19 protein-coding genes and 1 other annotated feature (1 of these 20 running past the window's edge) are annotated in these 25495 nt (G+C 39.7%); of the genes, 18 read left to right on the top strand and 1 reads right to left on the bottom strand.

What is annotated here, in order from left to right:
* Positions 1-223, top strand: a binding site (T-box leader); it begins 7 nt to the left of the window's first position.
* An 89-nt stretch (positions 224-312) separates the two neighbouring features.
* From ileS to GLW08_RS21760, 15 genes are all read left to right on the top strand, one after another.
* Entirely contained in the window at positions 313-3069 is a 2757-nt protein-coding gene (ileS, locus tag GLW08_RS01895) for an isoleucine--tRNA ligase (protein WP_160846889.1), read from the top strand.
* Between the two features lie 521 nt (positions 3070-3590).
* Positions 3591-4058, top strand: a complete 468-nt coding sequence (gene lspA / locus GLW08_RS01890) for a signal peptidase II (RefSeq protein WP_160846888.1) — start codon at positions 3591-3593, stop codon at positions 4056-4058.
* Entirely contained in the window at positions 4055-4966 is a 912-nt protein-coding gene (locus tag GLW08_RS01885) for an RluA family pseudouridine synthase (protein ID WP_160846887.1), read from the top strand. Before lspA ends, GLW08_RS01885 begins: the two co-directional genes overlap by 4 nt.
* A gap of 201 nt (positions 4967-5167) precedes the next feature.
* Positions 5168-5713, top strand: a complete 546-nt coding sequence (gene pyrR, locus GLW08_RS01880; RefSeq protein WP_160846886.1) for a bifunctional pyr operon transcriptional regulator/uracil phosphoribosyltransferase PyrR — start codon at positions 5168-5170, stop codon at positions 5711-5713.
* 134 nt (positions 5714-5847) lie between these two features.
* A complete protein-coding gene (locus GLW08_RS01875) occupies positions 5848-7221 on the top strand; it encodes a solute carrier family 23 protein (protein WP_160846885.1) in 1374 nt (457 codons plus the stop codon).
* 182 nt (positions 7222-7403) lie between these two features.
* Positions 7404-8312: an aspartate carbamoyltransferase catalytic subunit gene (locus tag GLW08_RS01870; protein WP_160847855.1), complete on the top strand. Its 909-nt coding sequence runs from the start codon at positions 7404-7406 to the stop codon at positions 8310-8312.
* Entirely contained in the window at positions 8278-9564 is a 1287-nt protein-coding gene (locus GLW08_RS01865; RefSeq protein WP_160846884.1) for a dihydroorotase, read from the top strand. Before GLW08_RS01870 ends, GLW08_RS01865 begins: the two co-directional genes overlap by 35 nt.
* On the top strand, positions 9551-10660 hold the full coding sequence (locus GLW08_RS01860; protein ID WP_160846883.1) for a carbamoyl phosphate synthase small subunit: 1110 nt from the start codon (positions 9551-9553) through the stop codon (positions 10658-10660). The genes GLW08_RS01865 and GLW08_RS01860 overlap by 14 nt, the downstream gene beginning before the upstream one ends.
* The gene (gene carB, locus GLW08_RS01855) at positions 10639-13842 is read left to right on the top strand and encodes a carbamoyl-phosphate synthase large subunit (protein ID WP_160846882.1); all 3204 of its coding nucleotides are present in this window, start codon (positions 10639-10641) and stop codon (positions 13840-13842) included. The genes GLW08_RS01860 and carB overlap by 22 nt, the downstream gene beginning before the upstream one ends.
* Complete coding sequence (locus GLW08_RS01850) at positions 13836-14606, top strand: dihydroorotate dehydrogenase electron transfer subunit (RefSeq protein ID WP_160846881.1); 771 nt, start codon at positions 13836-13838, stop codon at positions 14604-14606. The genes carB and GLW08_RS01850 overlap by 7 nt, the downstream gene beginning before the upstream one ends.
* Positions 14603-15544, top strand: coding sequence for a dihydroorotate dehydrogenase (locus GLW08_RS01845; protein ID WP_160846880.1), 942 nt, complete (start codon positions 14603-14605; stop codon positions 15542-15544). The genes GLW08_RS01850 and GLW08_RS01845 overlap by 4 nt, the downstream gene beginning before the upstream one ends.
* On the top strand, positions 15510-16244 hold the full coding sequence (gene pyrF / locus GLW08_RS01840; RefSeq protein ID WP_160846879.1) for an orotidine-5'-phosphate decarboxylase: 735 nt from the start codon (positions 15510-15512) through the stop codon (positions 16242-16244). The genes GLW08_RS01845 and pyrF overlap by 35 nt, the downstream gene beginning before the upstream one ends.
* Positions 16219-16860 (top strand): orotate phosphoribosyltransferase, encoded by a 642-nt coding sequence (gene pyrE / locus GLW08_RS01835; RefSeq protein ID WP_160846878.1) that lies wholly within the window; start codon positions 16219-16221, stop codon positions 16858-16860. The genes pyrF and pyrE overlap by 26 nt, the downstream gene beginning before the upstream one ends.
* A gap of 74 nt (positions 16861-16934) precedes the next feature.
* Complete coding sequence (locus tag GLW08_RS01830; RefSeq protein WP_160846877.1) at positions 16935-17207, top strand: hypothetical protein; 273 nt, start codon at positions 16935-16937, stop codon at positions 17205-17207.
* A 68-nt stretch (positions 17208-17275) separates the two neighbouring features.
* Positions 17276-17608, top strand: a complete 333-nt coding sequence (locus GLW08_RS21760; RefSeq protein ID WP_423808685.1) for a CAP domain-containing protein — start codon at positions 17276-17278, stop codon at positions 17606-17608.
* Here the strand turns inward: GLW08_RS21760 and GLW08_RS01820 are convergent.
* Positions 17579-19300: an Rqc2 family fibronectin-binding protein gene (locus GLW08_RS01820; protein ID WP_160846875.1), complete on the bottom strand. Its 1722-nt coding sequence runs from the start codon at positions 19298-19300 to the stop codon at positions 17579-17581. The genes GLW08_RS21760 and GLW08_RS01820 overlap by 30 nt on opposite strands.
* 91 nt (positions 19301-19391) lie before the next feature.
* Between GLW08_RS01820 and GLW08_RS01815 the strand changes: the two genes are divergently transcribed.
* From GLW08_RS01815 to GLW08_RS01805, 3 genes are all read left to right on the top strand, one after another.
* The gene (locus GLW08_RS01815; protein WP_160846874.1) at positions 19392-22049 is read left to right on the top strand and encodes a calcium-translocating P-type ATPase, SERCA-type; all 2658 of its coding nucleotides are present in this window, start codon (positions 19392-19394) and stop codon (positions 22047-22049) included.
* 964 nt (positions 22050-23013) lie between these two features.
* On the top strand, positions 23014-24315 hold the full coding sequence (locus GLW08_RS01810) for an NCS2 family permease (RefSeq protein ID WP_237458255.1): 1302 nt from the start codon (positions 23014-23016) through the stop codon (positions 24313-24315).
* A gap of 230 nt (positions 24316-24545) precedes the next feature.
* Positions 24546-25433 (top strand): YicC/YloC family endoribonuclease, encoded by an 888-nt coding sequence (locus GLW08_RS01805; RefSeq protein WP_160846873.1) that lies wholly within the window; start codon positions 24546-24548, stop codon positions 25431-25433.
* Positions 25434-25495: the final 62 nt, after the last annotated feature.

Raw genomic sequence — 25495 nt, 5'->3', positions numbered from 1 at the left:
CGATGACAGGGCTTATTCATAAGACCGCTCTTCATTAGCGAATCAGGGATGGTGGAAGCCTGAAAGAAGATGTGTTGTGAAAGATCACCCTAGAGTACTTTTGTCGAACGGATTAGTAGGCAAAAGCGCATCATTCACGTTACGAATGCTTGAGTGGATTTATAAGGCATCACAGCCTTCTAAATCTATAAGGGTGGTACCGCGAGACCTTCTCGTCCCTTTTTGGGGATGAGAAGGTCTTTTTCTATGGATCGGGTGTATCACTTTTGCAAAATATGACCAAGATGAGGTTGAAAAGGAGGAACGGTTCTAATGAACTATAAAGAAACCTTATTAATGCCAAAGACTGAGTTTCCAATGAGAGGAAATCTCCCAAATCGAGAACCTAAAATGCAAGAAGATTGGGAGAACATGGATATTTATAAACAAGTACAAGAACGTACAAAAGGACGCCCTCTATACGTTCTCCACGATGGCCCTCCGTATGCAAATGGGGATTTACACATGGGTCACGCTTTAAACAAAATTTTAAAAGACTTTATTGTTCGATATAAATCGATGGCAGGCTTCCATGCTCCTTATGTACCAGGGTGGGATACGCATGGTCTGCCAATTGAACAGACATTAACGAAAAAGAAGAAAGTTAACCGCAAGAAAATGACTGTTGCTGAATTTCGTCAACGATGTGCAGATTACGCATTACAACAAGTTGATAATCAACGTACACAATTCAAGCAGCTAGGCGTTCGTGGTGACTGGGAGAATCCATATATCACGCTTGATAAAGATTACGAAGCTGCTCAAATTGAAGTGTTTGGAGAAATGGCGAATAAAGGGTATATCTATAAAGGGAAAAAGCCAGTTTATTGGTCACCATCTTCTGAATCTGCTCTTGCTGAAGCGGAGATCGAATACCACGATAAACGTTCTCCATCCATATATGTTGGTTTCGATATCAAAGACAGTAAAGGTGTAGTAGAAGGTGATGAGAAGTTCATTATCTGGACGACTACTCCTTGGACGATTCCTGCTAATATGGCGATTGCAGTTCATCCAGAACTAAGCTATGTAACTGTTGAAGCTAATGGTGGGAAGTATATCATCGCTGAGAAGCTCATTGATGAAGTAGCAGAAGCATTAAGTTGGGAAAAACCACAAATCGTTAAAACATACAAAGGTTCAGAACTTGAGTACGTTGTAGCACAGCACCCAATGTATGACCGTGATTCTATAGTAACGTTAGGCGAACACGTTACAACCGAAGCTGGTACAGGTTGTGTTCATACAGCCCCAGGACATGGGGAAGATGACTTTGTACTTGGTCAGCGCTATGGTTTAGAGGTTTTATGTCCAGTTGATGAAAAAGGGTACTTCACAGATGAAGCACCAGGATATGAAGGGCTATTTTACGATGCCGCAAATAAGGATATTACTGAAAAGCTAGAGGAAGTTGGAGCGTTGTTAAATCTAACATTCATGACACACTCCTATCCTCATGACTGGCGCACGAAGAAGCCGACGATTTTCCGAGCTACATCCCAATGGTTTGCATCCATTAAAGATTTCCGTGAACAGCTACTCAATGAAATTCAAGACGTAACTTGGACGCCGAAATGGGGCGAAACACGTCTTTATAATATGGTTCGTGATCGCCAAGATTGGTGTATTTCTCGTCAACGTGCATGGGGTGTACCGATTCCTGTAGTATATGGAGAAGATGGTACGCCAATTATCACAGAAGAAACAATCAACCATATTTCTGGATTGATTCGTGAGCATGGCTCTAATGTTTGGTTTGAGCGTGAAGCGAAAGATCTTTTACCTGAAGGTTTTACTTCTGAACATAGCCCGAATGGTACTTTCACTAAAGAAGAAGACATCATGGATGTTTGGTTTGATAGCGGTTCTTCCCACCAATCTGTGTTAAAAGAGCGTGATGATTTACAGCGCCCTGCAGATATGTATCTAGAAGGTTCTGACCAGTACCGTGGTTGGTTTAACTCCTCTCTTTCTACATCTGTTGCAATTACTGGGAAAGCACCATTTAAATCGATCTTAAGTCACGGGTTCACGCTTGATGGCGAAGGCCGCAAAATGAGTAAATCACAAGGAAATGTAATTGTCCCAGATAAGATTATGAAACAATATGGTGCAGATATTTTACGCCTATGGGTTTCAAGTGTAGACTATCAATCTGACGTAAGAATCTCAGATAATATCCTTAAACAAGTTTCCGAAGTCTATCGTAAAATTCGTAATACGTTCCGTTTCTTATTAGGGAATTTACATGACTTTGATCCAAGTAAGCATACAGTAAGTGAAGAGAATCTACAGGAAGTAGATCGCTATATGCTCCTTCGTCTACAAGAATTAACAAGTAAAGTACGTAGTGCCTATGATGAATATGAATTTGCAACTATTTATCATGCTGTTCATAACTTCTGTACTATTGACTTAAGTGCATTCTACTTGGACTTCGCTAAGGATATTCTATATATTGAAGCAAAAGATAATCCACGACGCCGTAGCATTCAAACAGTTTATTATGAGATGCTAACGTCATTGACACAATTACTTGCGCCAATTTTAGCTCATACAACAGATGAGGTATGGGAGCATATCCCGGGCGTTGAAACAAATAGTGTTCAGTTAACGGATTTACCAGAAGCGAAAGAAGTGAAGAATCACCAGGAGCTTAAAGCGAAATGGGATCACTTTATGGATGTTCGAGATGACGTGTTAAAAGCATTAGAGGATGCTCGAAATGAAAAAGTAATTGGTAAATCACTAGAGGCCCATGTAACAATTGTGCCAAAAGATGATCAAACCAAGGAACTATTAGAAAACGTGTCTCATCTAGAACAATTGTTGATTGTATCTGGAGCAGAAGTAGCTATGGAAGAACCTCAAGCAAAAGAATATGATCATGTAGATGTATATGTGAAAGCTCACCCTGGTGAGAAGTGTCAGCGGTGCTGGGTTGTAACAGAAGAGCTTGACTCTAGCAATGAACACCCAGAACTTTGCCCACGCTGTGCATCAATCGTTGAAGAACATTACGAAGCATAAATACAGAGAAATATCTTTCTAGCAAAAGGTCTATTACAAATTTTTCGTAATAGACCTTTTTGCGTATTGTCATTGTTTACCTCTACATAAGTTATTCCATAAAAGCCCCATTACCTTGAGTACTTGGATTCGAGATATATTCAAAAGGTGATGGGTCCGATACTTGAAACGTGGAAGGGGGTTACGGTGAAGCAACTCGCTTTCCTGCGGGCGAGCTGGTGTGCCTTCTCAGTCGCTTTGCTCCCTCCGGGGTCTCACCAACCTCTTTCTCCCTCGCGGGAGTCTCGTAGTTCCCCATGTTGTATGTCTCCCAAAAGGACATATAAGCCCTTATTTTTAGTGAAAACCCTCTTTGGGTAGATCTTACGGACAAATAAAATGTCTATACTTATCCTGCACCATGGACTACATAATTGTTCATTAGTCAGTTTTCCGCTGAATTGTTTAGCAAAGTGAGGCACAGAGGAGGAATATGTGGTAAAATGCATAAGGAGCATTATTGAAGAACGGAGGAAAAAGCCTTGTGGTATTATTTGATTGCGATTGGAATCATTGCGCTTGACCAGCTTACTAAATGGATAATTGTCAGGAGCATGGCAATAGGGGAGCAATTCCCTGTTATAGAGCCTTTTTTATACATAACCTCTCATCGTAATACAGGTGCAGCCTGGGGAATCTTACAAGGCCAGATGTGGTTTTTCTACATTATCACGGTTATCGTGATTGGAGCGGTTATATATTATATTCAGCAATATGCCAAAACAAATGTACTAATAGGAGTCTCTCTCGGATTTATACTAGGAGGAGCAATAGGGAATTTTATTGATCGTATCTTTCGAAAAGAAGTAGTCGACTTTGTTGATACATATATTGGAAGTTATGATTTTCCAATATTCAATGTCGCTGATTCTGCGTTGGTTGTAGGTGTTGGTTTGGTATTTATTGCAACGATTCTTGATGAACGGAAGAAAGGAAGCAAGCAAACATGAGTGTAAATCAACATATAGTAGTAGAGGAAGAACAAGGAGTACGCCTTGATAAATTATTAGTCGTTTTAACTGAAGAAGCATCACGCTCACAAATTCAAACATGGATCCAAGAAGATATGGTAACAGTAAATGGTTCTTCACAGAAAAGTAACTATAAGTGTCAAGAAGGCGATCATTTGGAATGGGAAATTCCAGAACCAGAGGCTTTAGAAATAGAACCAGAAAATATTCCTCTTGATATTGTATATGAAGATGAGGATGTTGTTGTTGTGAATAAGCCTCGGGGAATGGTGGTTCACCCTTCTGCAGGTCACGAGCACGGAACGCTTGTACACGCTTTGTTGTATCACTGCACTGATTTATCAGGTATTAATGGTATCATGCGTCCTGGTATAGTGCATCGCATTGATAAAGATACAAGTGGTTTATTAATGGTTGCGAAAAATGACAAAGCCCATTCCTCTCTGGCTGAACAATTGTATAATAAAACAGCAGAACGAAAATATGTCGCCATTGTACATGGAGAAATTAACCATGAATACGGAACCATCGAAGCCCCAATTGCTCGAGATCCAAAAGATCGTCAAAAGATGGGGGTTGTTGAAGGTGGAAAAGATGCTATCACCCATTTTAAAGTATTATCTCTTTATCCAGATTACTCTTATATTGAGTGTGAACTTGAAACGGGTAGAACGCACCAAATTCGTGTTCATATGAAGTATATTAATCATCCATTAGCTGGAGATCCTAAGTATGGACCTAGAAGAACTTTACCGATTGATGGACAAGCTTTACATGCAAGGCATTTATCATTTACACATCCAACAACTGGGGAAAGGCTTTCATTTGATCAAGAGCCACCTAAGGCATTTCAAGATATACTTGATGAAATACAGAAGAGAACTTGACGTATAAGTCTAAGTCTGTAATAATATTTAATTAGAACATAACAAAGACCTTTAAATTAGTCCCGTGAGACTGAGAAGGATTTCGGTTAAAAAGCACTATACGTGTATGGTTAATACCGAGCACCTAAGTGTTTTTCCTCCTCTCTTGTCTCAGCGGCAAGAGGGGATTTTTTTTGGTCTGATAACTAGGAGGTGCCCTTTTTGGAACAAAAAGCAATCGTACTAGATGATGCAGCTATACGAAGAGCGTTAACGCGTATTGCACATGAAATACTAGAGAAGAACAAAGGAGTGGAAGGGCTAACTCTTGTAGGAATTAAAACAAGAGGAGTACCACTTGCCAAACGATTAGCTGAAAAAATTGCACAAATTGAGGGTGTTACGCTTTCGGTTGGCGAGGTAGATATTACCTTATATCGAGATGACTTAACAAAAAATAATGAAAATGAAGAACCAGAGCTTAAAGGTACAAATCTCGAAGGAAAGCTAGATAATAAGAAAGTCATTCTCGTAGATGATGTGCTTTATACAGGGAGAACTGTTCGGGCAGCTATGGATGCTATGATGGACCATGGCAGACCTTCGCAAATCCAATTAGCTGTGTTAGTTGATAGAGGACATCGGGAGCTACCGATTCGAGCTGATTATGTTGGGAAAAATGTTCCCACCTCACAGGATGAAGTTATCGGTGTGAAGCTCCAAGAATCAGATAAACAAGACGAAGTAAGTATATATACGAAAGAATAAGTTGACCTTTAACTTTAGTCCAGAGAGACTTAGAAGGTTGCAAAAGCTAGGATGCGTACATCTAAGGGTGACGTTTACCTCTTTGCGAGCTTCTCGCAAAGAGGTTTTTTTATGCAAAAAAAGGAGGAGTCAATATGAGTGAACAAGAGACAGTTTTGGATGTCCGAGACAAACCATCCTTAAGTAAATGGATTACCTTAAGCTTACAACATTTATTTGCTATGTTTGGGGCTACGATTTTAGTACCATTTCTAACAGGTCTTTCACCGGCAGTAGCGTTGGTGTCAAGCGGACTTGGAACGCTTGCCTATATTATAATTACCAAAGGGAGAATTCCAGCTTATTTAGGATCAAGCTTTGCGTTTATCGCACCAGTAGGAGCTGCGATGAGTGCTAGTGGAGTACCAGGTGCTATGGTAGGAAGTTTTTTTGCAGGTCTTGTGTACGGTGGAGTTGCTTTACTCATCAGGGCACTTGGACTTAAATGGATTATGAAAGTGCTACCTCCTGTAGTCGTAGGCCCAGTCATTATGGTCATTGGTTTAGGGTTAGCATCAACAGCAATTGATATGGCCACAACGGATCCAGATGGCAATTATTCATTAACTTATTTACTTGTGGCTTTAGTTACACTAGGATTAACCATTATTGCAACGGTTTTCTTTAGAGGTTTTATGAGTATTGTACCAATCCTTTTTGGGATTACATGCGGATACATCTTTGCGTGGACACAAGGAATTGTTGATACGAGTAACATTGCAGCAGAATGGAATAATATCACTTCCGCTAATGGCATCGGTGAGTTTTTCGGTGCATTTTTTCAAATGCCCCAATTCGTAATACCATTTGTTGATTATGGGCCTCTATCCGTATTAAGTGGTGAAATTCTATTTATACTTGTACCGGTTGCTTTTGTAACCATAGCTGAACACATCGGTGATCAAATGGTTCTTTCTAAAGTCGTTGGGAATAACTTTTTACAAAAGCCCGGTCTTCATCGCTCTATTGCAGGTGACGGTATTGCAACCATCATTGCATCGATGCTAGGTGGACCACCAAATACGACTTACGGAGAAAACATTGGTGTTCTTGCTATAACAAGAGTATTCAGCGTCTTTGTCGTAGGGGGAGCAGCAGTTTTTGCCATTCTATTTGGTTTTATTGGAATCATTACAGACTTAATCGGAGCAATCCCATCTGCAGTAATGGGAGGGGTATCCATCCTTCTCTTTGGTATCATTGCTTCTAGCGGCTTGCGTATGATGATTGACAACAACATTGATTTAGGTGAAAAACGAAACCTGATCATATCCTCCGTCATCTTAGTCATTGGAATTGGCGGAGCAAGTATTAAAGTCTATGACGATTTAGAAATCGCAGGGGTATCGCTTGCTGCACTTATCGGTGTAATCCTCAACCTTGCTCTCCCTGGTAAAGAAAAAGGCCAAGGCAATGGTAAGATGTTTCAAGTAGAAGAAGATTCAAATTCAGATAACTCAGCAGCATGAAATCGAGAGAACACGTTTTAATAAAGTCCCGAGAGGCTTTAAAGGGTGTTAGGTCGATCGACTAGGCGTGGTGTAATGTAGCTACGTGTGCCGATTAACCAGCATTCCTTTAAGGGATGCTGGTTTTTTTGCTTAATGTAAACAGTAGAAATGACAAAATACAATTAAGAAAAGGTGAAAACATGCATTTATTAAAAATGAGTGACTTGAACCAATCTGATATTGAAAGAATTATTCAAACAGCAGAACGTTTTAAATCAAATTCTGATTGCGAAAAACATCAAGGATTTATAGCAAATTTGTTTTTTGAACCAAGTACCCGCACGAAGTTGAGTTTTGAAATGGCAGAGAAACGGTCAGGCTATCAAACGATTGACTTCTTAACAGAGTCTTCTAGTGTCCAAAAGGGAGAATCCTTATATGACACAGTCAAAACGGTTGAATCTTTGGGGGTGTCAGCCATCGTCATTCGCCATCCCAAAGACCGTTACTATAAAGAGCTAGAAGAATCTGTTCAAGTTCCAATTATTAATGCAGGAGATGGTAAAGGAGAGCACCCAAGTCAATGTTTGCTAGATTTATATACTATTTATGAGGAATTTGGAAGATTTAATGGGCTTAACATACTCATAAGTGGAGACATACTCCATAGCAGAGTGGCAAGGTCTAATGCATTAACCTTACAACGTTTAGGGGCAAACATTACGGTGTCAGGACCGTCTTTTTGGCAGGATGCTGAGTTAGGTATCCCTTATGCACCTATTGATGAAGTCATTCATAAATGCGATGTTCTCATACTTCTTAGGATTCAAGAGGAGCGACATGATCTTAAGGAAGAGCAACGGGATTATCTTACTAGCTATGGATTAACTCCGGAAAGAGAACAACAAATGAAAACAGAGAGTATTATCATGCACCCAGCACCGGTCAATAGGGGAGTCGAAATTGCATCTGAGTTAGTAGAGTGTCAACGTTCACGTATTTTTACACAAATGAACAATGGTGTATATATTCGAATGGCTATCATACATGAATTATTACAAGGAGGAGTTACCAATGAGTCTATTACTAAAAAATGTTCAATTATTTGAAAAGGAAGAACTCGTCACTAGACATATATACATAGATCAAGGAGTCATTCAACAAATCACCACAGAGGAAAAAGAAGCCGAAGAAGAAGTGGACTGTAGCGGTTTGGTAGTGTCTCCTGGGTTTGTAGATATACATGTGCATTTGCGTGAACCTGGTGCCACGGATAAAGAAACCATTGCAACGGGATCAGAAGCAGCTGCAAAGGGTGGATTTACAACCATTTGTGCGATGCCGAATACTCGTCCAGTACCGGACAACGCAGAAAACTTACAGTATGTACAAAAATTAATTCAAGAACATTCAGTTGTGAATGTCTTACCATACGCATCGATTACGGAACGTCAAGTTGGACAGCAACTAACTCCTATGAACCAGCTAAAAGAGATGGGGGCTGTTTCATTCACGGATGACGGGGTTGGCGTTCAATCTGCGGATCAAATGTTAAAAGCAATGGAGAGAGCGAATGCCATAAACGCTTCAATAGTTGCCCACTGTGAAGATAATTCACTTATCCATGGAGGAGTAATTCACGAAGGGCATACTAGCAAGGAGTTAGGAATACCTGGGATCCCCTCGGTATGTGAATCTGTTCAAATTGCAAGGGATGTATTGTTAGCTGAAGCAACAGGATGTCATTATCACGTATGTCATGTCAGTACGAAAGAATCAGTACGAGTGATTAGAGATGCAAAGCGAGCAGGTATTCCTGTTACAGCAGAAGTAACCCCACATCATTTACTTCTTACAGAAAACGATATTACAGAAAACAATGGCATGTTTAAAATGAACCCTCCCCTTCGCTCAGTAGAAGATCGCAAGGCTTTACGTGAAGGATTGTTGGATGGAACTATAGACTGCATTGCAACAGATCATGCTCCTCATACAGAAGATGAAAAACAACAAGGATTAGTGAAATCCCCATTTGGTATTGTTGGTCATGAAACAGCATTCTCCTTGCTCTATACCAATCTGGTTTTAGAGGGAGTATGTTCCTTGAAACAATTGCTAGATTGGCTAACCATTACACCAGCTAACGTATTTGGGTTGACGGCAGGTGAACTAAAAGAAGAGCAGGCTGCAAGTTTGGTGTTATTGGACTTAAATCATACGTATCAGATCAACCGTCATGAATTTGTATCAAAAGGGAAAAACACCCCATTCCATGGTTGGACAGTTACAGGCGCACCAAAAATGACATTGCTAAACGGTAAGATAGTTTGGAAGGAGGAATTTAGTTATGGTAAAGCGTAAATTAGTGCTAGAAGATGGAACAACATTCATCGGAAACGCGATAGGAAGCGAAAGAGACACATTTGGTGAGGTCGTTTTTAACACAGGAATGACCGGCTATCAAGAAATTTTATCTGACCCTTCTTATTGCGATCAAATTGTTACCTTCACTTATCCGTTAGTCGGTAATTACGGTATTAATCGCGAAGATTTTGAAACAATCAACCCTTCTGTAAATGGATTGATTGTGAAAGAAGCATGTGAATATCCTAGTAATTTTAGAGCTGAAGAATCATTAGATACCTTTTTAAAGGCGAAAGATATTCCAGGTATTAGTGGTATTGATACACGAAAATTAACGAAAAGAATCAGGGAATACGGCACGATGAAAGGAAAGTTTACATCTGTAGAGGCTTCACAAGAGGAAAGTGTTGAAGAACTTCAAGCTACTTCTCTACCTACGAATCAAGTAGAGCGTGTTTCAACAATTAAACCATACGTCGTACCTGGTAGAGGGGAGCGTATTGTGCTAGTTGATTTCGGCATGAAGCACGGCATCCTAAGGGAATTCACTAGTCGCAACTGTCATGTAACGGTGGTTCCATACCATGCAACAGCAGAAGAAATTTTGCAATTAAAGCCAGATGGTATCATGCTTTCGAATGGTCCTGGGGATCCAAAGGATGTGCCAGAAGCAATTGAAATGATTCAAGGTGTGTTAGGGAAGATACCGTTCTTTGGAATCTGTTTAGGACATCAATTGTTTGCCTTAGCTTGCGGTGCAAATACAATAAAAATGAAATTTGGGCATAGAGGATCAAACCATCCTGTTAAAGATAAAGCTTCTGGACAAGTATATATGACCTCCCAAAACCATGGGTACGCTGTTGAGGAATGGAGTATAGATGATTCACTTCTTTCTATTACTCAATATGCGTTGAATGATAATAGTATCGAAGGATTAAGCCATAAACAAGTACCAGCTTTTACCGTGCAGTATCACCCTGAAAGTGCACCAGGACCTCAGGATTCAAACGTATTATTTGATGAATTCTTAGAGATGATTAAGCAACACAGTAGAAGGGAGAGAGGAACATGCCTAAACGTACAGATGTAAGCAAAATATTAGTAATAGGATCAGGACCTATTGTCATTGGTCAAGCTGCAGAGTTTGATTATTCTGGTACTCAAGCTTGTCAGGCATTAAAAGAAGAAGGATATGAAGTCATACTAGCCAATTCTAATCCAGCAACCATAATGACAGACGAAACGATAGCAGATGAGGTTTATATGGAGCCCTTAACGGTTGATTTCCTAGCTAAAATCATTCGAAAGGAAAAACCAGACGCGATATTACCGACTTTAGGTGGTCAAACTGGACTTAATATGGCTGTACAGTTAGAAGAACAAGGAATCCTAAACGAATTTAACGTTGAATTGTTAGGAAGTTCTTTAAATGCTATTCAAAATGCAGAAGACCGTGAGAAATTTCGTTCCTTAATGGGAGAATTACAAGAACCTGTTCCTGAAAGTACTATCATTAGTACAGTGGATGAAGCTCAAACCTTTGCGGAACGAATCGGTTACCCTGTTATCGTGCGGCCTGCTTATACAATGGGCGGTGCTGGTGGAGGCATGTGCTACAGTGAGGAAGAGCTGTTGGAAACAGCCAAAAGTGGTCTTCACCTTTCTCCTGTTCATCAGTGTTTAATAGAAAAGAATATAAAAGGATTTAAAGAGATTGAATACGAAGTGATTCGAGATAAACAAGACCATGCTATCGTAGTGTGTAATATGGAAAATGTGGACCCAGTTGGGATTCATACCGGAGACTCTATTGTGGTAGCTCCTTCACAAACGCTAAGTGACAGAGAATATCAATTGCTTCGTGATGCTTCACTGAAAATCATTAGATCACTCGGAATCGAGGGTGGCTGTAATGTACAGCTTGCAATAGATCCTAATAGCTTTCAATACTATATTATTGAGGTTAATCCGAGAGTCAGTCGATCTTCAGCATTAGCTTCTAAGGCAACAGGATATCCGATTGCAAAAATTGCAGCCAAAATTGCTGTAGGGTTAACGCTCGATGAAATGAAAAACCCTGTAACAGGATCTACTTATGCATGTTATGAACCTGCATTAGATTATGTTGTAACAAAAATACCTCGCTGGCCTTTTGACAAATTTATAAAAGGAAACCGTGTACTAGGAACACAAATGAAGGCAACAGGGGAAGTGATGGCGATTGGCCGAAATTTCGAAGAGTCGCTAATGAAAGCAATACGTTCCTTAGAAATAGGTACGGAAGAATTCTTCTTGGAGGACGCTCAATATTTAAATGGAGAAACATTAGATTACCGTCTAGAAAAAGCGGATGATGAACGAATATTCCTCTTGGCTGAGGCTTTTAGAAGAGGGTATTCCTTAGAAAAAGTAAAAGAACTAACAGAAATTGACTATTTCTTTTTAACAAAACTTTATCATTTGATTCTTCTAGAGCAACGCCTACAACAAAGACCTTTTAATAAAGCATTAACGTTCGAAGCAAAGCAAAAGGGATTATCTGACACTGCGTTGGCACGCCTTTGGAACACAACAATTGATGAAGTTTATACATTTAGAACAGAAGAGAATCTTATACCAGTCTACAAAATGGTTGATACATGTGCTGCTGAGTTTGAATCCACCACACCTTATTTCTATAGCACCTATGAAGAAGAAAATGAATCTATTCGCTCAAATAGAGAGAAGGTATTAGTTCTTGGCTCAGGTCCAATCCGTATTGGCCAAGGAGTCGAGTTTGATTATGCGACTGTTCATTCCGTACTTGCTTTAAAAGAGGCAGGATATGAAGCGATTATTATGAATAACAATCCTGAAACAGTTTCCACGGATTTTAGCATATCCGATAAATTATACTTTGAGCCACTTACGCTAGAAGATGTGATGCATGTAATTGATTTAGAACAACCAACTGGAGTTATTGTTCAATTTGGCGGACAAACAGCAATCAACTTAGCTGATGGATTAGAACGTAGAGGTGTTTCCATATTAGGAACATCACTCGAAGCCATTGATCGATCTGAGGACCGAGACAAATTTGAGCACACGCTAACGAAGTTAAACATTCCGCAGCCACAAGGGGTATGCGCTACAACTACAGAAGAAGCCTTACAAACCTCTGAATCTTTAGGGTTTCCAGTCGTTGTACGTCCATCTTATGTACTAGGTGGAAGAGCAATGGAAATAGTTTATGACCGTAAGGATTTAAAACGATACATTGAAGAAGCGGTTCAAATTCACCAAGATCATCCTGTCTTAATCGATCGATATATGACAGGTATAGAAATAGAAGTGGATGCCATTTCTGATGGGGAAACTGTTATCGTTCCAGGGGTTATGGAACATATTGAACGAGCTGGTGTTCACTCTGGTGATTCCATTGCAGTATATCCAACGCAACGGATTACGGACCAACAAAAACAACGTTGTGTCGAAAACACAGTTAAAATTGCTAAAGAGTTAGGGATTAAAGGGTTAATTAATATCCAGTTTGTTCTTCATGAAGATGAAATTTTCGTTCTAGAAGTAAATCCTCGAGCAAGTCGTACAGTTCCATTCTTAAGTAAAATAACGGGCGTTACGATGGCAAATGTTGCAACAAAAGTAATCTTAGGAACGAAACTAACAGAGCTAGGGTTTTCAGACGGTGTGTTACCAGATCCTGAAGATGTATATGTAAAGGTTCCTGTATTCTCTTTTGAAAAGTTACGTAGTGTTGATACCTTCCTAGGACCTGAAATGAAATCAACAGGGGAAGTCATTGGGCGTGACAAGACCTTGGAAAAAGCTCTTTATAAAGGACTTACTGCCTCAGGAATTCATATACCAACTGCAGGATCTGTCCTGATTACAGTGGCAGATAAAGATAAGGAAGAAATGATTGAGATTGCTCATCGTTTCCATCAGCTTGGCTTTGAATTGTATGCAACGGAAGGCACAGGGTCTGTGTTAGAGGAGACTGGACTACCAATAGAAACGGTTGGGAAGATTGGTTCCAATCAACAAACAGTCCTGGATGTAGTGGAAAATGAACAAGCTCATTTTGTCATCAATACACTAACAGGCGGGAAACAATCAAGGTCAGACGGATTTAGAATTAGACGGGAAGCGGTTGAACATGGTGTTCCATGTCTAACATCTCTTGATACGGCAAAGGCAATTCTTCGGGTTATTGAATCCATGACTTTTACAGCAAAACCAATGCCGAAACAAAAGGCGGAGAGTCTATGCTAACGAAAGAAGATTTAATCATCGTAGAAAATAAACAAATAGCCAAAGATACGTATGAAATGAAGTTAACTGGTGAAGTTGTGCAGTTTATGACAGAGCCAGGACAGTTTTTACATGTGCAAGTTGGAGATGGCTGGGAGCATGCATTACGCCGGCCTCTCTCCATTGCAAATGTAGAAAGAGATAACGTATCTGTTGTATATAAAGTAATCGGATTTGGAACGGAATGGTTAGCAAAACAACCAGAAGGACAAAAGATAAATGTGTTAGCTCCTTTAGGGAATGGATTTCCATATAAAGATGTTAAAAATCAACATGTTCTCTTAATAGGAGGTGGAGTTGGTGTTCCGCCGCTCTATTATTTAGCTAGAAAATTAAAAGATCAGGGTAATACGATAACAACGGTACTCGGGTTTCAATCAAAGGACGCAATATTTTATGAAGAGAAGTTTCAGGAACTTGGACACTGCCATATAGCTACAGATGATGGAAGCTATGGAACCAAAGGGTTTGTCACAGATGTAGTAAAACAGAATGCTTTTTCAGTCGAAAAGTATTTCTCTTGTGGCCCTACGCCTATGCTTAAAGCAGTTATTCAATCCATGAGCATTCCTGGGTATATCTCTTTAGAGGAGCGAATGGGTTGTGGTGTAGGAGCATGCTTTGCGTGTGTTTGTGAAGCTAACAACGACATTGATGTGAAAGGCTACCGGAAAATCTGTCAGGATGGACCTGTCTTTTCAGCAAAAGAGGTGGTGTTATCATGAATTTATCTGTCCACTTACCTGGCTTATCTCTACAAAACCCTATTCTACCAGCGTCAGGGTGTTTTGGTTTTGGGAGAGAATATAGTCAATTTTACGATCTAAATAAACTAGGTGCGATTACCATCAAAGCAGCAACAGGGGAAACGAGATTTGGGAATACGACACCGAGAGTTGCTGAAACATCATCTGGTATGCTCAATGCAATCGGATTACAAAACCCGGGAGTAGAAAAGATAATATCAGACGAAATTCCATTTTTAGAGCAATACAGTACTCCAATCCTTGCGAACGTAGCTGGGAGTACAGAAGAAGAATATGAATATGTAGCCAAAACACTGTCTGATTCAGGAAAAGTATCTGCGTTAGAACTAAATATTTCATGTCCAAATGTGAAGGAGGGGGGCATTCAGTTTGGAACAGATCCAACACTTGCAGCTTCCTTAACGAAAAAAGTGAAAGATATTAGTGACGTCCCTGTTTACGTCAAATTGTCTCCTAATACATCAGATATAAAAGAGATGGCCATTGCTGTTGAAGCGGCTGGTGCTGATGGGTTGTCTATGATCAATACGCTAGTTGGTATGAAGATCGACATAGGAACAGGAGAGCCAATCCTTTCAAATCATACAGGCGGTCTATCAGGTCCTGCAATTAAACCAATTGCTATTCGAATGATCTACGAAGTGAGCCAAGTAGTGAACATACCGATTATTGGCATGGGTGGTGTGACATGTAAGGAGGATGTCTTGGAATTCTTATTAGCCGGAGCGAGTGCTGTAGCTGTTGGAACGGCAAATTTCCGTAACCCTCTCATATGTCCTGAACTTATTGATGCATTACCAGAGTTGCTTGATCAATATGCCTATTCATCTATTGAAGAATGTATAGGAAGGAGTTGGAAGAATGCTAGAGAGTCAGCCCCTTTTTCTCGCTCTTGATTTCCAGTCAGCTGAAGAAGCATTAACCTTTTTAGATACCAATCACTTTTATGAAATACCTGTTAAGGTAGGAATGGAACTCTTTTACCGGGAAGGTCCAACCATCATTGAAGCACTTAATGAACGAGGGCATCCTATTTTTCTAGATTTAAAGCTCCATGATATTCCGCATACCGTGAAACAGGCGATGAAAAGTCTTGCTTCACTTAATATTGATGTAATCAATGTTCATGCTTCGGGTGGAAAGAACATGATGAGAGCTGCTCAAGAAGGTTTGCAAGAAGGCACTAGAGATGGTCAACAAAAACCACTCCTATTAGCAGTGACACAATTAACATCCTCTAGTGATGAAATGCTCCACCATGAATTGCTCATACCCCATCACATGGAAAAAGTAGTCACCCATTATGCACAGATGGCTAAAGAAGCGAGTGTTGATGGGGTGGTTTGTTCTGTAGCTGAGGCTAGAGTGATTGCTGACGTATGTGGGGAATCATTTTACCGCCTTACACCTGGTATTCGACTAGGTACTCAGGAACAACAGGATCAGGTACGCATTGCAACACCTCAAAAAGCTAAGGTGTCAGGTGCTTCTGCCATAGTGGTAGGACGGGGAGTCACAACAGCTGACTCACCGCAAGAAACATATCAACAATTTGAGAAGGAGTGGAATAATGGATACAAAACTACACTTAGCTAAGGAATTGTACGAATTAGGTTCACTGCAAGTAAGTTACGATCAACCTTTTACATGGACTTCAGGAATCTTATCTCCTGTATATTGTGATAATCGACTTACCATGAGCGATGTACACGTTCGCGAATATATTGCCGAACAATTTGTCACTCATATCAAAACGCATTGTCCAGATGTTGATGTGATTGCAGGTTGTGCAACCGCCGGAATCCCTCATGCTGCATGGGTTGCCGCTCGTTTAGAATTACCAATGGTTTATGTGAGAGATAAGCCAAAAGGACATGGTAAAGAAAATCAAATAGAAGGACGAGTCCTAGAAGGTCAAAAGGCTATTGTTATTGAGGATTTAATTTCAACAGGCAAGAGCTCTTTAAATAGTGTCAGAGCATTGAAACAAATTGGTGTAGAAGTTGAGAGTGTCATTGCGATTTTCTCTTATGGATTAGCTACAAGTAAACAGGCTTTTCAAGAGGAAAACATCCCTTATGATACCTTAACAAACTTTGACGTGCTACTTGATTATATGATGCAAGCAAATAAGATTACAGAACAACAACACACCCATCTTCTGACTTTTAAAGAAAATCCGGCTCAATTTTCCTTAACCTACCAGCAATAACCCCTCTTGTAATAGACGTGGCACCGTTGTACAATCATGTCAAGACACGTACGATGTTAAAAGGTAGTGATGACATGTCGTTTAAAAAGCAAGCACTTATTATGACGGGGAATGCTGTATTGGGTCTTATATCGTGTTATTTATATTTATATTTTTGGGTGGCTTTCTCATTTGGAGCTTCCATTATTACTATAGAGGCTGCGCTCAGTATGATCATTCCATTAACTCTGTTTGGTGTATTCAACGCATTTGTACTATCAAAAGAAGAACGAACGGGATGGATATATGCTGTTTCAACGTATCTTGGTACAATCCTTCTGTTTGTCATTATTTTTTCATTAACCTAAGAGAAGCCGACTTAATTATAGTCGGCTTTTCGTATTGTATAGGGATACGCATCAGAAAAGGGTTGGATATGGCTGAAAATAATTATTTCTCTCATAATTCACTTACGTATGGCTCACTGTTTGAAATAATGAAGGAATTCGGTTTTACTTCTCAAACAGCAGGTGAAAATGTTGCAGCAGGTCAACTAGATCCTGAAGCGGTGGTAACGAATTGGATGAATAGTGAGGATCACCGTGCCAACATATTAAACGAGAACTTTACGGAACTTGGTGTGGGATATGTCCAACAAGATGGTCGTTATGCCAGCTATTGGGTGCAACTATTTATGAAACCAAGGTCAAATAAAAATGAAACAAACAGCCGACTGATATCAGTCGGCTGTTTGTTTGTTTTGACGTAAGGAACGAACCATGCCTTCATCAGGCGTCACAAATAATGTTTTTTGATTATCATATGTTACAAAGCCAGGTTTCGCTCCATTAGGCTTTTTTACATGACGGATTAACGTATAATCGACAGGTACAGAAGAGGAGGATCTTGATTTACTAAAGTAAGCGGCTAATTGAGCGGCTTCTAATAATGTTTCCTCACCTGGGTCTGAGTCTCGGATGACGACATGAGAACCAGGGATGTCCTTGGTATGCAACCATATGTCATCACGGTTCGCCATACGAGTTGTTACATATTCGTTTTGTTTGTTGTTTTTTCCTACCAGAATGGTTGTGCCATCGCTTGAAATAAATTGATCTGGTTGTGGCTTTTGAGGCTTCTTTTTCTTTTTTTGCTGCGGTCGTGCTTTCACATAACCTTCTTCACGTAGTTCCTCACGAATTTCTTCAATATCTTCTTCACGCGCAGAATCTATTTGCTGGATGAGCTGTTCTAAATAAGTGATTTCTTGTCTAGCTTTGGTTATTTCGTGTTGTACAACTTCTTTAGATTTTTTCATTTTACCGTACGTTTGAAAATAGCTTTGGGCATTTTCACTAGGTGTTCTGTTTGGATTCAGTTCAATGGTTACCTCTGATTGTTCTGGATCATAGTAATCAACAACGGTAACAGCTTTATCTCCTTGCTTTACAAGATGCATATGAGCTGTAAGCAATTCACCATATTTTTGATATTCAAAAGCATTTTCAGCTTTCTCTAACGTTTCATAATGCTTTTTGATTTTCCGCTCGTTCTTATCCCTTTCATTTTTTAAGAAGCGGGCTAGGTCACCTGCTTGTTGTTTGACGCGGTCTCGCTCTGCTTTTCCTGAATAATAAGCGTCTAGCATCTCGCTAACAGAACTATAATGTTCAGTTTCTTCTTGTTTTGAATACAGAGGTAGAACATAAAACTGTTCTTTCTGACCTCTGAATATTTGTGGAGCATAGTCATGGTTTCGTAATGTAGTTTGGATTTCCTCGAAGGTTTGTCTGTACCTCTCAGAAGATCCTAGACCAGCACGATAGACAAGTTCTTTGGCAATCATTGGTGAAAAGCCCATGCATACATTCATAACCTGCTTGTCTAATTTTCCTGCATTAAAATCAAGCTTTCTTATAAATGTATCACTATCAAGGTTAACAGGGTTGTGTTTACCTTGATCTGGTGGAAGCTTGTATGAATGACCTGGTAGTAAAGTCCGGTAGCTATTTTGAGCAGGAGATACATGCTTAATGCAATCTAAAATCATTTCCCGCTCTTCTTCAACAAGAATTAAATTACTATGCTTCCCCATGATTTCCACGATGAATGTCTTCGTTTTTTCATCACCAATCTCGTCTTTACTTCGTACAGAAATACGAATAATACGCTCCATGTCTACTTGTTCGATGGACTCAATAAATCCACCGACTAAATGCTTACGTAGAAGCATACAAAACATAGGGGGTTCTTTTGGATTTTGATACTTTTCTTGTGTCAAATGCATCCGTGCATAGGAAGGGTGAGCCGATAGCAATAGGCTATGGTTCTTTCCTTGACTACGGATGGTGAATATTAATTCGGTTTGCGTTGGTTGATAAATTTTCATAATTCGGCCGGGTGTAATGGTTTCTTGTAGTTCATGACTAATCGCCCGGGTGACAACGCCATCAAATGACATAGGAAATCACCTCACAATATACCGATTATAGCATGTTTTGGGACGAGTCTGAATAGATATAGTAAAGACATCTCACTTGGAGGAATGTGGCGTGAAATGGTATAAATACAATTCGGAACATGTAGCTAGAAAACTCGCTGTGGACATCCGAGAAGGTCTAACGGAAAAGCAAGCAGGTGAGCGATTAAAAAAATTCGGTCCAAATGTGTTAGAAGAGGGAAAAGGTGTAAGTTGGTTGATGTTGTTCTTTAAGCAATTCCAAGATTTCATGGTATTAGTGTTGTTAGCAGCTACGTTAATATCTGGATTGTTAGGGGAATATGTTGATGCAATTGCCATTATGGCAATTGTTCTGATGAACGGAGTTCTTGGGTATTTCCAAGAGCGCAAAGCAGAAAAATCACTAGCGAAACTGAAGGAACTCTCTGCCCCTCAAGCCCATGTTTTAAGGGACGGACAATGGAAGAAGATTCCTTCAGCTGATGTAGTAGTTGGGGATGTCATCAAAATGACTAGTGGAGATCGTATTAGTGCAGACGTTCGTCTTATTCAGGTTAAAGGGCTTGAAGTGGAAGAGTCGGCTTTGACCGGCGAATCTCTACCTGTTACGAAGAATGTCCATGAAATAGGTCGGGAAGATGTTGAAGTAGGGGATCAGCATAATATGGCTTTTACAGGAACATTAGTGACACGGGGCAGTGGCACGGGTGTTGTTGTGGGGGTGGGCATGGATACAGCAATGGGTCAGATTGCAACCTTGCTTGTAAATACTGAGAGAGTACAAACTCCGTTAGAACGTAAACTTGCAGAACTAGGAAAAATATTAATTATTACAGCGTTAGTTCTTACTGCACTTGTTGTTATGTTAGGTGTATATCAAGGCCATCCCCTATATAACATGTTCTTAGCAGGTGTATCCCTTGCAGTTGCGGCGATCCCTGAAGGATTACCTGCCATTGTAACGGTTGCTTTATCATTAGGTGTCCAAAGAATGATTAAACGTAAAGCAATTGTTCGTAAATTGTCAGCTGTGGAGACGCTTGGCTGTGCTTCAGTCATATGTTCTGATAAAACAGGTACAATGACGGAAAATCAAATGACCGTTAAGCAACTGTTTACAATCGAAGATTCTCTAACTGTTTCTGGAGAGGGTTATGATATAAGTGGTGGATTTTACGAAGGGGATCACAAAGTAGATACACAAGATTCACCTGTTGTGCAACAAATGCTATTGTATGGTGCCTTATGTAACAATGCATCCATCACGTATAAAAATGAACGCTATGTATTAGATGGAGATCCTACAGAAGGAGCGCTCCTTGTAGCGGCAAGGAAGGCATCCATCACACTAGAAACGCTCGCTTCTTATAAGATAGTCCATGAAATACCTTTTGATTCAGATCGTAAGCGTATGAGTGTAGTCATTGAGGATGAACAAAATAGGCGTTTCGTTATTACAAAAGGGGCTCCCGATGTTTTGCTGCCCCGTATTCAGTATGTACGAACAGAATCTGGGCATGTACCGTTGAAAGCTAGAGATGAAGAGAACATTAATCGGAAGGTACATACCATGGCGGATCATGCGCTAAGGACGATAGCTATTTGTTGTAAGCCGCTAAAACAAGGGGTTCATTATTCAGACGTCGATTTAGAAAAAGACTTAGTTTTTATAGGATTGGCAGGTATAATAGATCCACCTAGAAAAGAAGTGAAACAGGCTATTTTAGAATGTAAACAAGCGGGTATTAAAACCGTTATGATTACAGGTGATCATGCTAAAACAGCCCGTGCGATTGCGTTAGATTTGGATTTGATGCCTGAAAATGGTCGAGTTGTTGAAGGGTCAGAGATAAGTAGAATGAGTGAACAGCAATTGGCATCGATAATAGATGATGTATACGTGTTTGCTAGAGTAACTCCAGAACACAAATTGAAAATTGTTAAAGCGTTTCAACGTCAAGGGCATGTCGTTGCTATGACTGGAGATGGAGTCAATGATGCCCCTGCTATTAAAGCAAGTGATATAGGTGTTTCTATGGGACGTTCTGGCACGGATGTCGCCAAAGAAGCTTCCTCTCTTATTTTGCTAGATGATAACTTTGCAACGATTAAGTCAGCCATTCATGAAGGAAGAAACATCTATGAGAATATTCGTAAATTCATACGATATTTGCTCGCTTCTAATGTAGGAGAAATATTAGTGATGTTGTTTGCGATGTTACTAGCGTTGCCATTACCACTCGTTCCTGTACAGATTCTATGGGTGAACCTAGTTACAGATGGATTACCTGCAATGGCCCTAGGATTAGATAAATCAGAAGGAAACGTCATGAAACAACCACCTAGAAGTGCTAAAGAAGGAGTTTTCGCAAGAGGTCTTGGCTTCAAAATAGTTTCCCGGGGTATCATGATTGGACTAGTTACACTGATTGCGTTTATCCTAGCTTATCAAGGTCAGGAAGAAAGACTACTATACGCTCAAACAATCGCGTTTAGTACATTAGTTATGGCTCAGTTGATTCATGTTTTCGACTGCCGAAGTGAACGTTCTGTATTTGCAAGAAATCCATTTGGTAACTTATATTTACTTGGTGCAGTAATTTCCTCTTTATTACTATTACTCGTAGTCATTTATTACGAACCATTACAAGGGCCTTTCCACACAACAGACTTAGCACTAAGAGATTGGATTGGCATCATCGGTTTAAGCGCCATCCCAACCCTATTATGGGGATATTCAAAAAAATAGACTCATGGAAAACCAGGCTAAACATTAGCTTGGTTTTTCATGCAAAGTAGTATATTACCCTTTTTTCATTAAGGATAAGGTAAATCTTATTCACTTGGATTCGAGATAAATTTGGTGATCGCACAGAAAGAGCGATGTACCCGTAGAATTAGTTAGAATAAAGGTGGCCGTGGAACAACTCGCGTCCTGCCGGCGAGCTGGCAGGCCTCCTTGAGCCCAAAAATCGGGGCTCTGTGGGGTCTTGCCTAGCTCTTTCTCCGGCGGGAGTCTCCTTGTTCCACGGCCACCTTTGCTAGTATTGGGAGCAACGGAAATATTGCGAAGTTAGAGAGGTTGAGGTATTTGAATATCTTCTGACGGTCTACACCCTAGTAAGTTCTAGTATCACAATTGGTTCATAACAAAAAATTCTGTGGCAAGAAAGCTAATGGACATTTAGGTCGCTGTTTGTAAAAAATAAAGTTTTATTTGTCCACAAGATCTACCCAAAGAGGGTTTTCACTAAAAATAAGAGCTTATATGTCCTTTCGGCAGACATACAACATTTGGCCGTGGGTCCGATAGCCATTACCCGGCTGGGGGTGAAGGGGAACTACGAGACTCCCGCGGGAGAAAGAGGTTGGTAAGAGCCCGTATGGAGCAAAGCGACTGAGAAGGCTCCCCAGCTCGCCCGCAGGAAAGCGAGTTGTTTCACCGTAACCCCCCCCTTCCACTTTTCAAGTATCGGACCCATCACCTTTTGAATATATCTCGAATCCAAGTCTTCAAGATAATGGGGTTTTCTTGGAGTAATTAGGAGTTAAGATATCTAATCTGTTTTACATAATGCAACTGCTCATTTTCATCATAGCCTCTTTTCGATGATTATTATTAATAAATTTGATTAAAACCATTGAAAATATAGTGAAAAACGAATATTATGTACAATGGTTGAATAATTATTCGTGAAAAAGTGGTGTTTTAGATGGAACAATTAATGAAACGATTTAACTTAGTAGGAAATAATACAACGGTTCGAACAGAAGTGATAGCAGGATTCACTACATTTTTGTCTATGGTCTATATCGTATTTGTGAATCCAACGATTCTACAAAGCGCGGGAATTCCTTTCGACCAAGTATTCATGGCTACTATTATAGCAGCGGTAGTGGGAACGTTTATTATGGCATTTGCAGCGAATTATCCTATTGCTATTGCACCTGGTATGGGCTTAAACGCTTATTTTGCATCTGTAGTAGGTAGTCAAGGGTTATCCTATCAAATAGTATTAGGTACTGTTTTTATAGCAGGTCTGTTATTTATGTTGTTAAGCTTAACAAATTTCCGTGAGAAGCTGATTGAAGCAATTCCAAATTCATTAAAGTATGGTATTACATCTGGAATAGGGTTGTTCATAGCATTTATTGGTCTTGAAATGGCAGGGATATTAGACAAAACAGCAGAGGAAGGTTTGATTGGAGATTTATCATCACCAACAGCGTTGTTATCCCTATCTGGCCTTACCATCACTTTGATTTTATTGGCTCGAAATGTTAAAGGTGCCTTGTTTATTGGTATGATTATAACGGCATTTATTGCATATTTTACAGGGCAAATGCCATTTGAAGGTGGTATACCAGTAGGATTACCTCCTGCACCAGTATTTATGGATATGAATATCTTCGGTGTGTTTTCCAACAGTCTGTATATCGTTATATTCGCATTCTTACTTGTTACAATCTTTGATACTACAGGGACACTTGTTGGTGTTGCGGAACAAGGTGGCTTTATGAAAAATGGGTCGCTTCCAAACGCAAAATCCGCACTAATGGCAGATGCGGTGGCCACTACAACTGGTTCATTATTCGGTACGAGTCCTTCTACAGCTTATATTGAGTCCACAACAGGTGTTGCAGCAGGGGGAAGAACAGGACTTACATCGGTTGTAGTAGGGATGTTATTTATTGTATCTATGTTCTTTTCACCAATTGTAAAAGCAATTGCTACAACACCTGCTATTACTGCACCAGTGCTAATTATTGTAGGTTGTTTCATGATTGAAGGTTTATCCCGTGTAGATTGGAAGACATTTGATGAATCTTTTCCTGCCTATGCTACTCTATTAGCCATGCCATTAACTTCAAGTATAGCTACAGGGATTGCTGTTGGGTTTATATCTTACCCTTTAATGAAGCTTGTAAGTGGTAAAGGGAAGCAGGTTCATTGGTTGTTATACATCTTTGCGGTTATTTTTGTTATCTATTTATTGTTTACACCAATGGCTTAATCAATAGAGATATGATTCTTAATTAGAGCTTGGCCTAGCCAAGCTCTTTTTAAAGGAAAGAAAGTATAATTTGTCACTTATATGTCTAGTTCCAGCACCGAGCAAGACGTTATATGCTGCGTTAAATACAACATTTTGGTAAAAATAATGGTATGATTACTCTAGGAGAATGAATGTTTATTAGTAATTGTGGAAAAACAGATAAAGAATAATGAATGGGTGTGATATTCGTGGTAAGGAGTATGACAGGCTACGGGCGTAGTGTTAAATTGGCGAAGGAGCAGGAAACGGAGATTACTGTCGAAATTCGTACGGTAAATCACCGCTTTCTTGATTTTTCCACTAAGATGCCTCGATCACTCATGTATCTAGAGGATAAAATGAAGAAGGAAATTCAACAATTATTTCGTCGCGGAAGAGTAGATGTTTATGTTACGATTGAAGGCAATGGTTTCACCAAACGTGAATTACAAACGGATTATGAACTAATGGACCAATTCATTCATGAAATGAAGCTTGCTAAATCCCGCTATCAATTAGGTGGAGACGTTGATGTAAATACGTTAACAACCTTTCAAGAATTATTCTCTGTACAGGAGAAAGAAGAAGGTTATGATCAAGTAGAAGGTGAAATCATGTCAGCACTACAAGAAGCAGCAACAAAGGTATCAGATATGCGCGCTCAGGAAGGCGTGGCTTTACATGATGATATCAATAGTAGGTTGAAGCAGATACGATTAATTCTCTCCGAATTGGAAGATCGAAGGCATGTTGTAGTTGATTCCATGCGAGACAGAATAAAACAGCGAATGTCAGAGTATATCAACGAGGAGCTAAAAGAAGATGGGTCTCGTATTCTTCAAGAAGTTGCTTTGTTAGCAGAAAAAGGGGATATTACTGAAGAGGTTACACGTTTAGGTAGCCATCTAGATCAATTTTTTGATAAGCTAACAAGTAATGAATCAATTGGAAGACAATTAGATTTCATTGTTCAAGAAATGCATCGTGAAGTGAATACAATTGGGTCTAAATCAAATGATACACAAATTAGTGAATGGGTTGTACAATTAAAAAGTGAAATAGAAAAAATTAAAGAACAAGTGCAAAATGTTGAATAAGCATTGAGTTTTGCTTATAGTTTTTCATATAATTATAGTATTGAATGTATAAACATGTTTGT

It is taken from the genome of Pontibacillus yanchengensis, from assembly GCF_009856295.1.
GTDB lineage: Bacteria > Bacillota > Bacilli > Bacillales > BH030062 > Pontibacillus > Pontibacillus yanchengensis_A.
The sequence above is the reverse complement of the archived record's forward strand: the minus strand, read 5'-3'. Positions and strand labels throughout refer to the sequence as shown.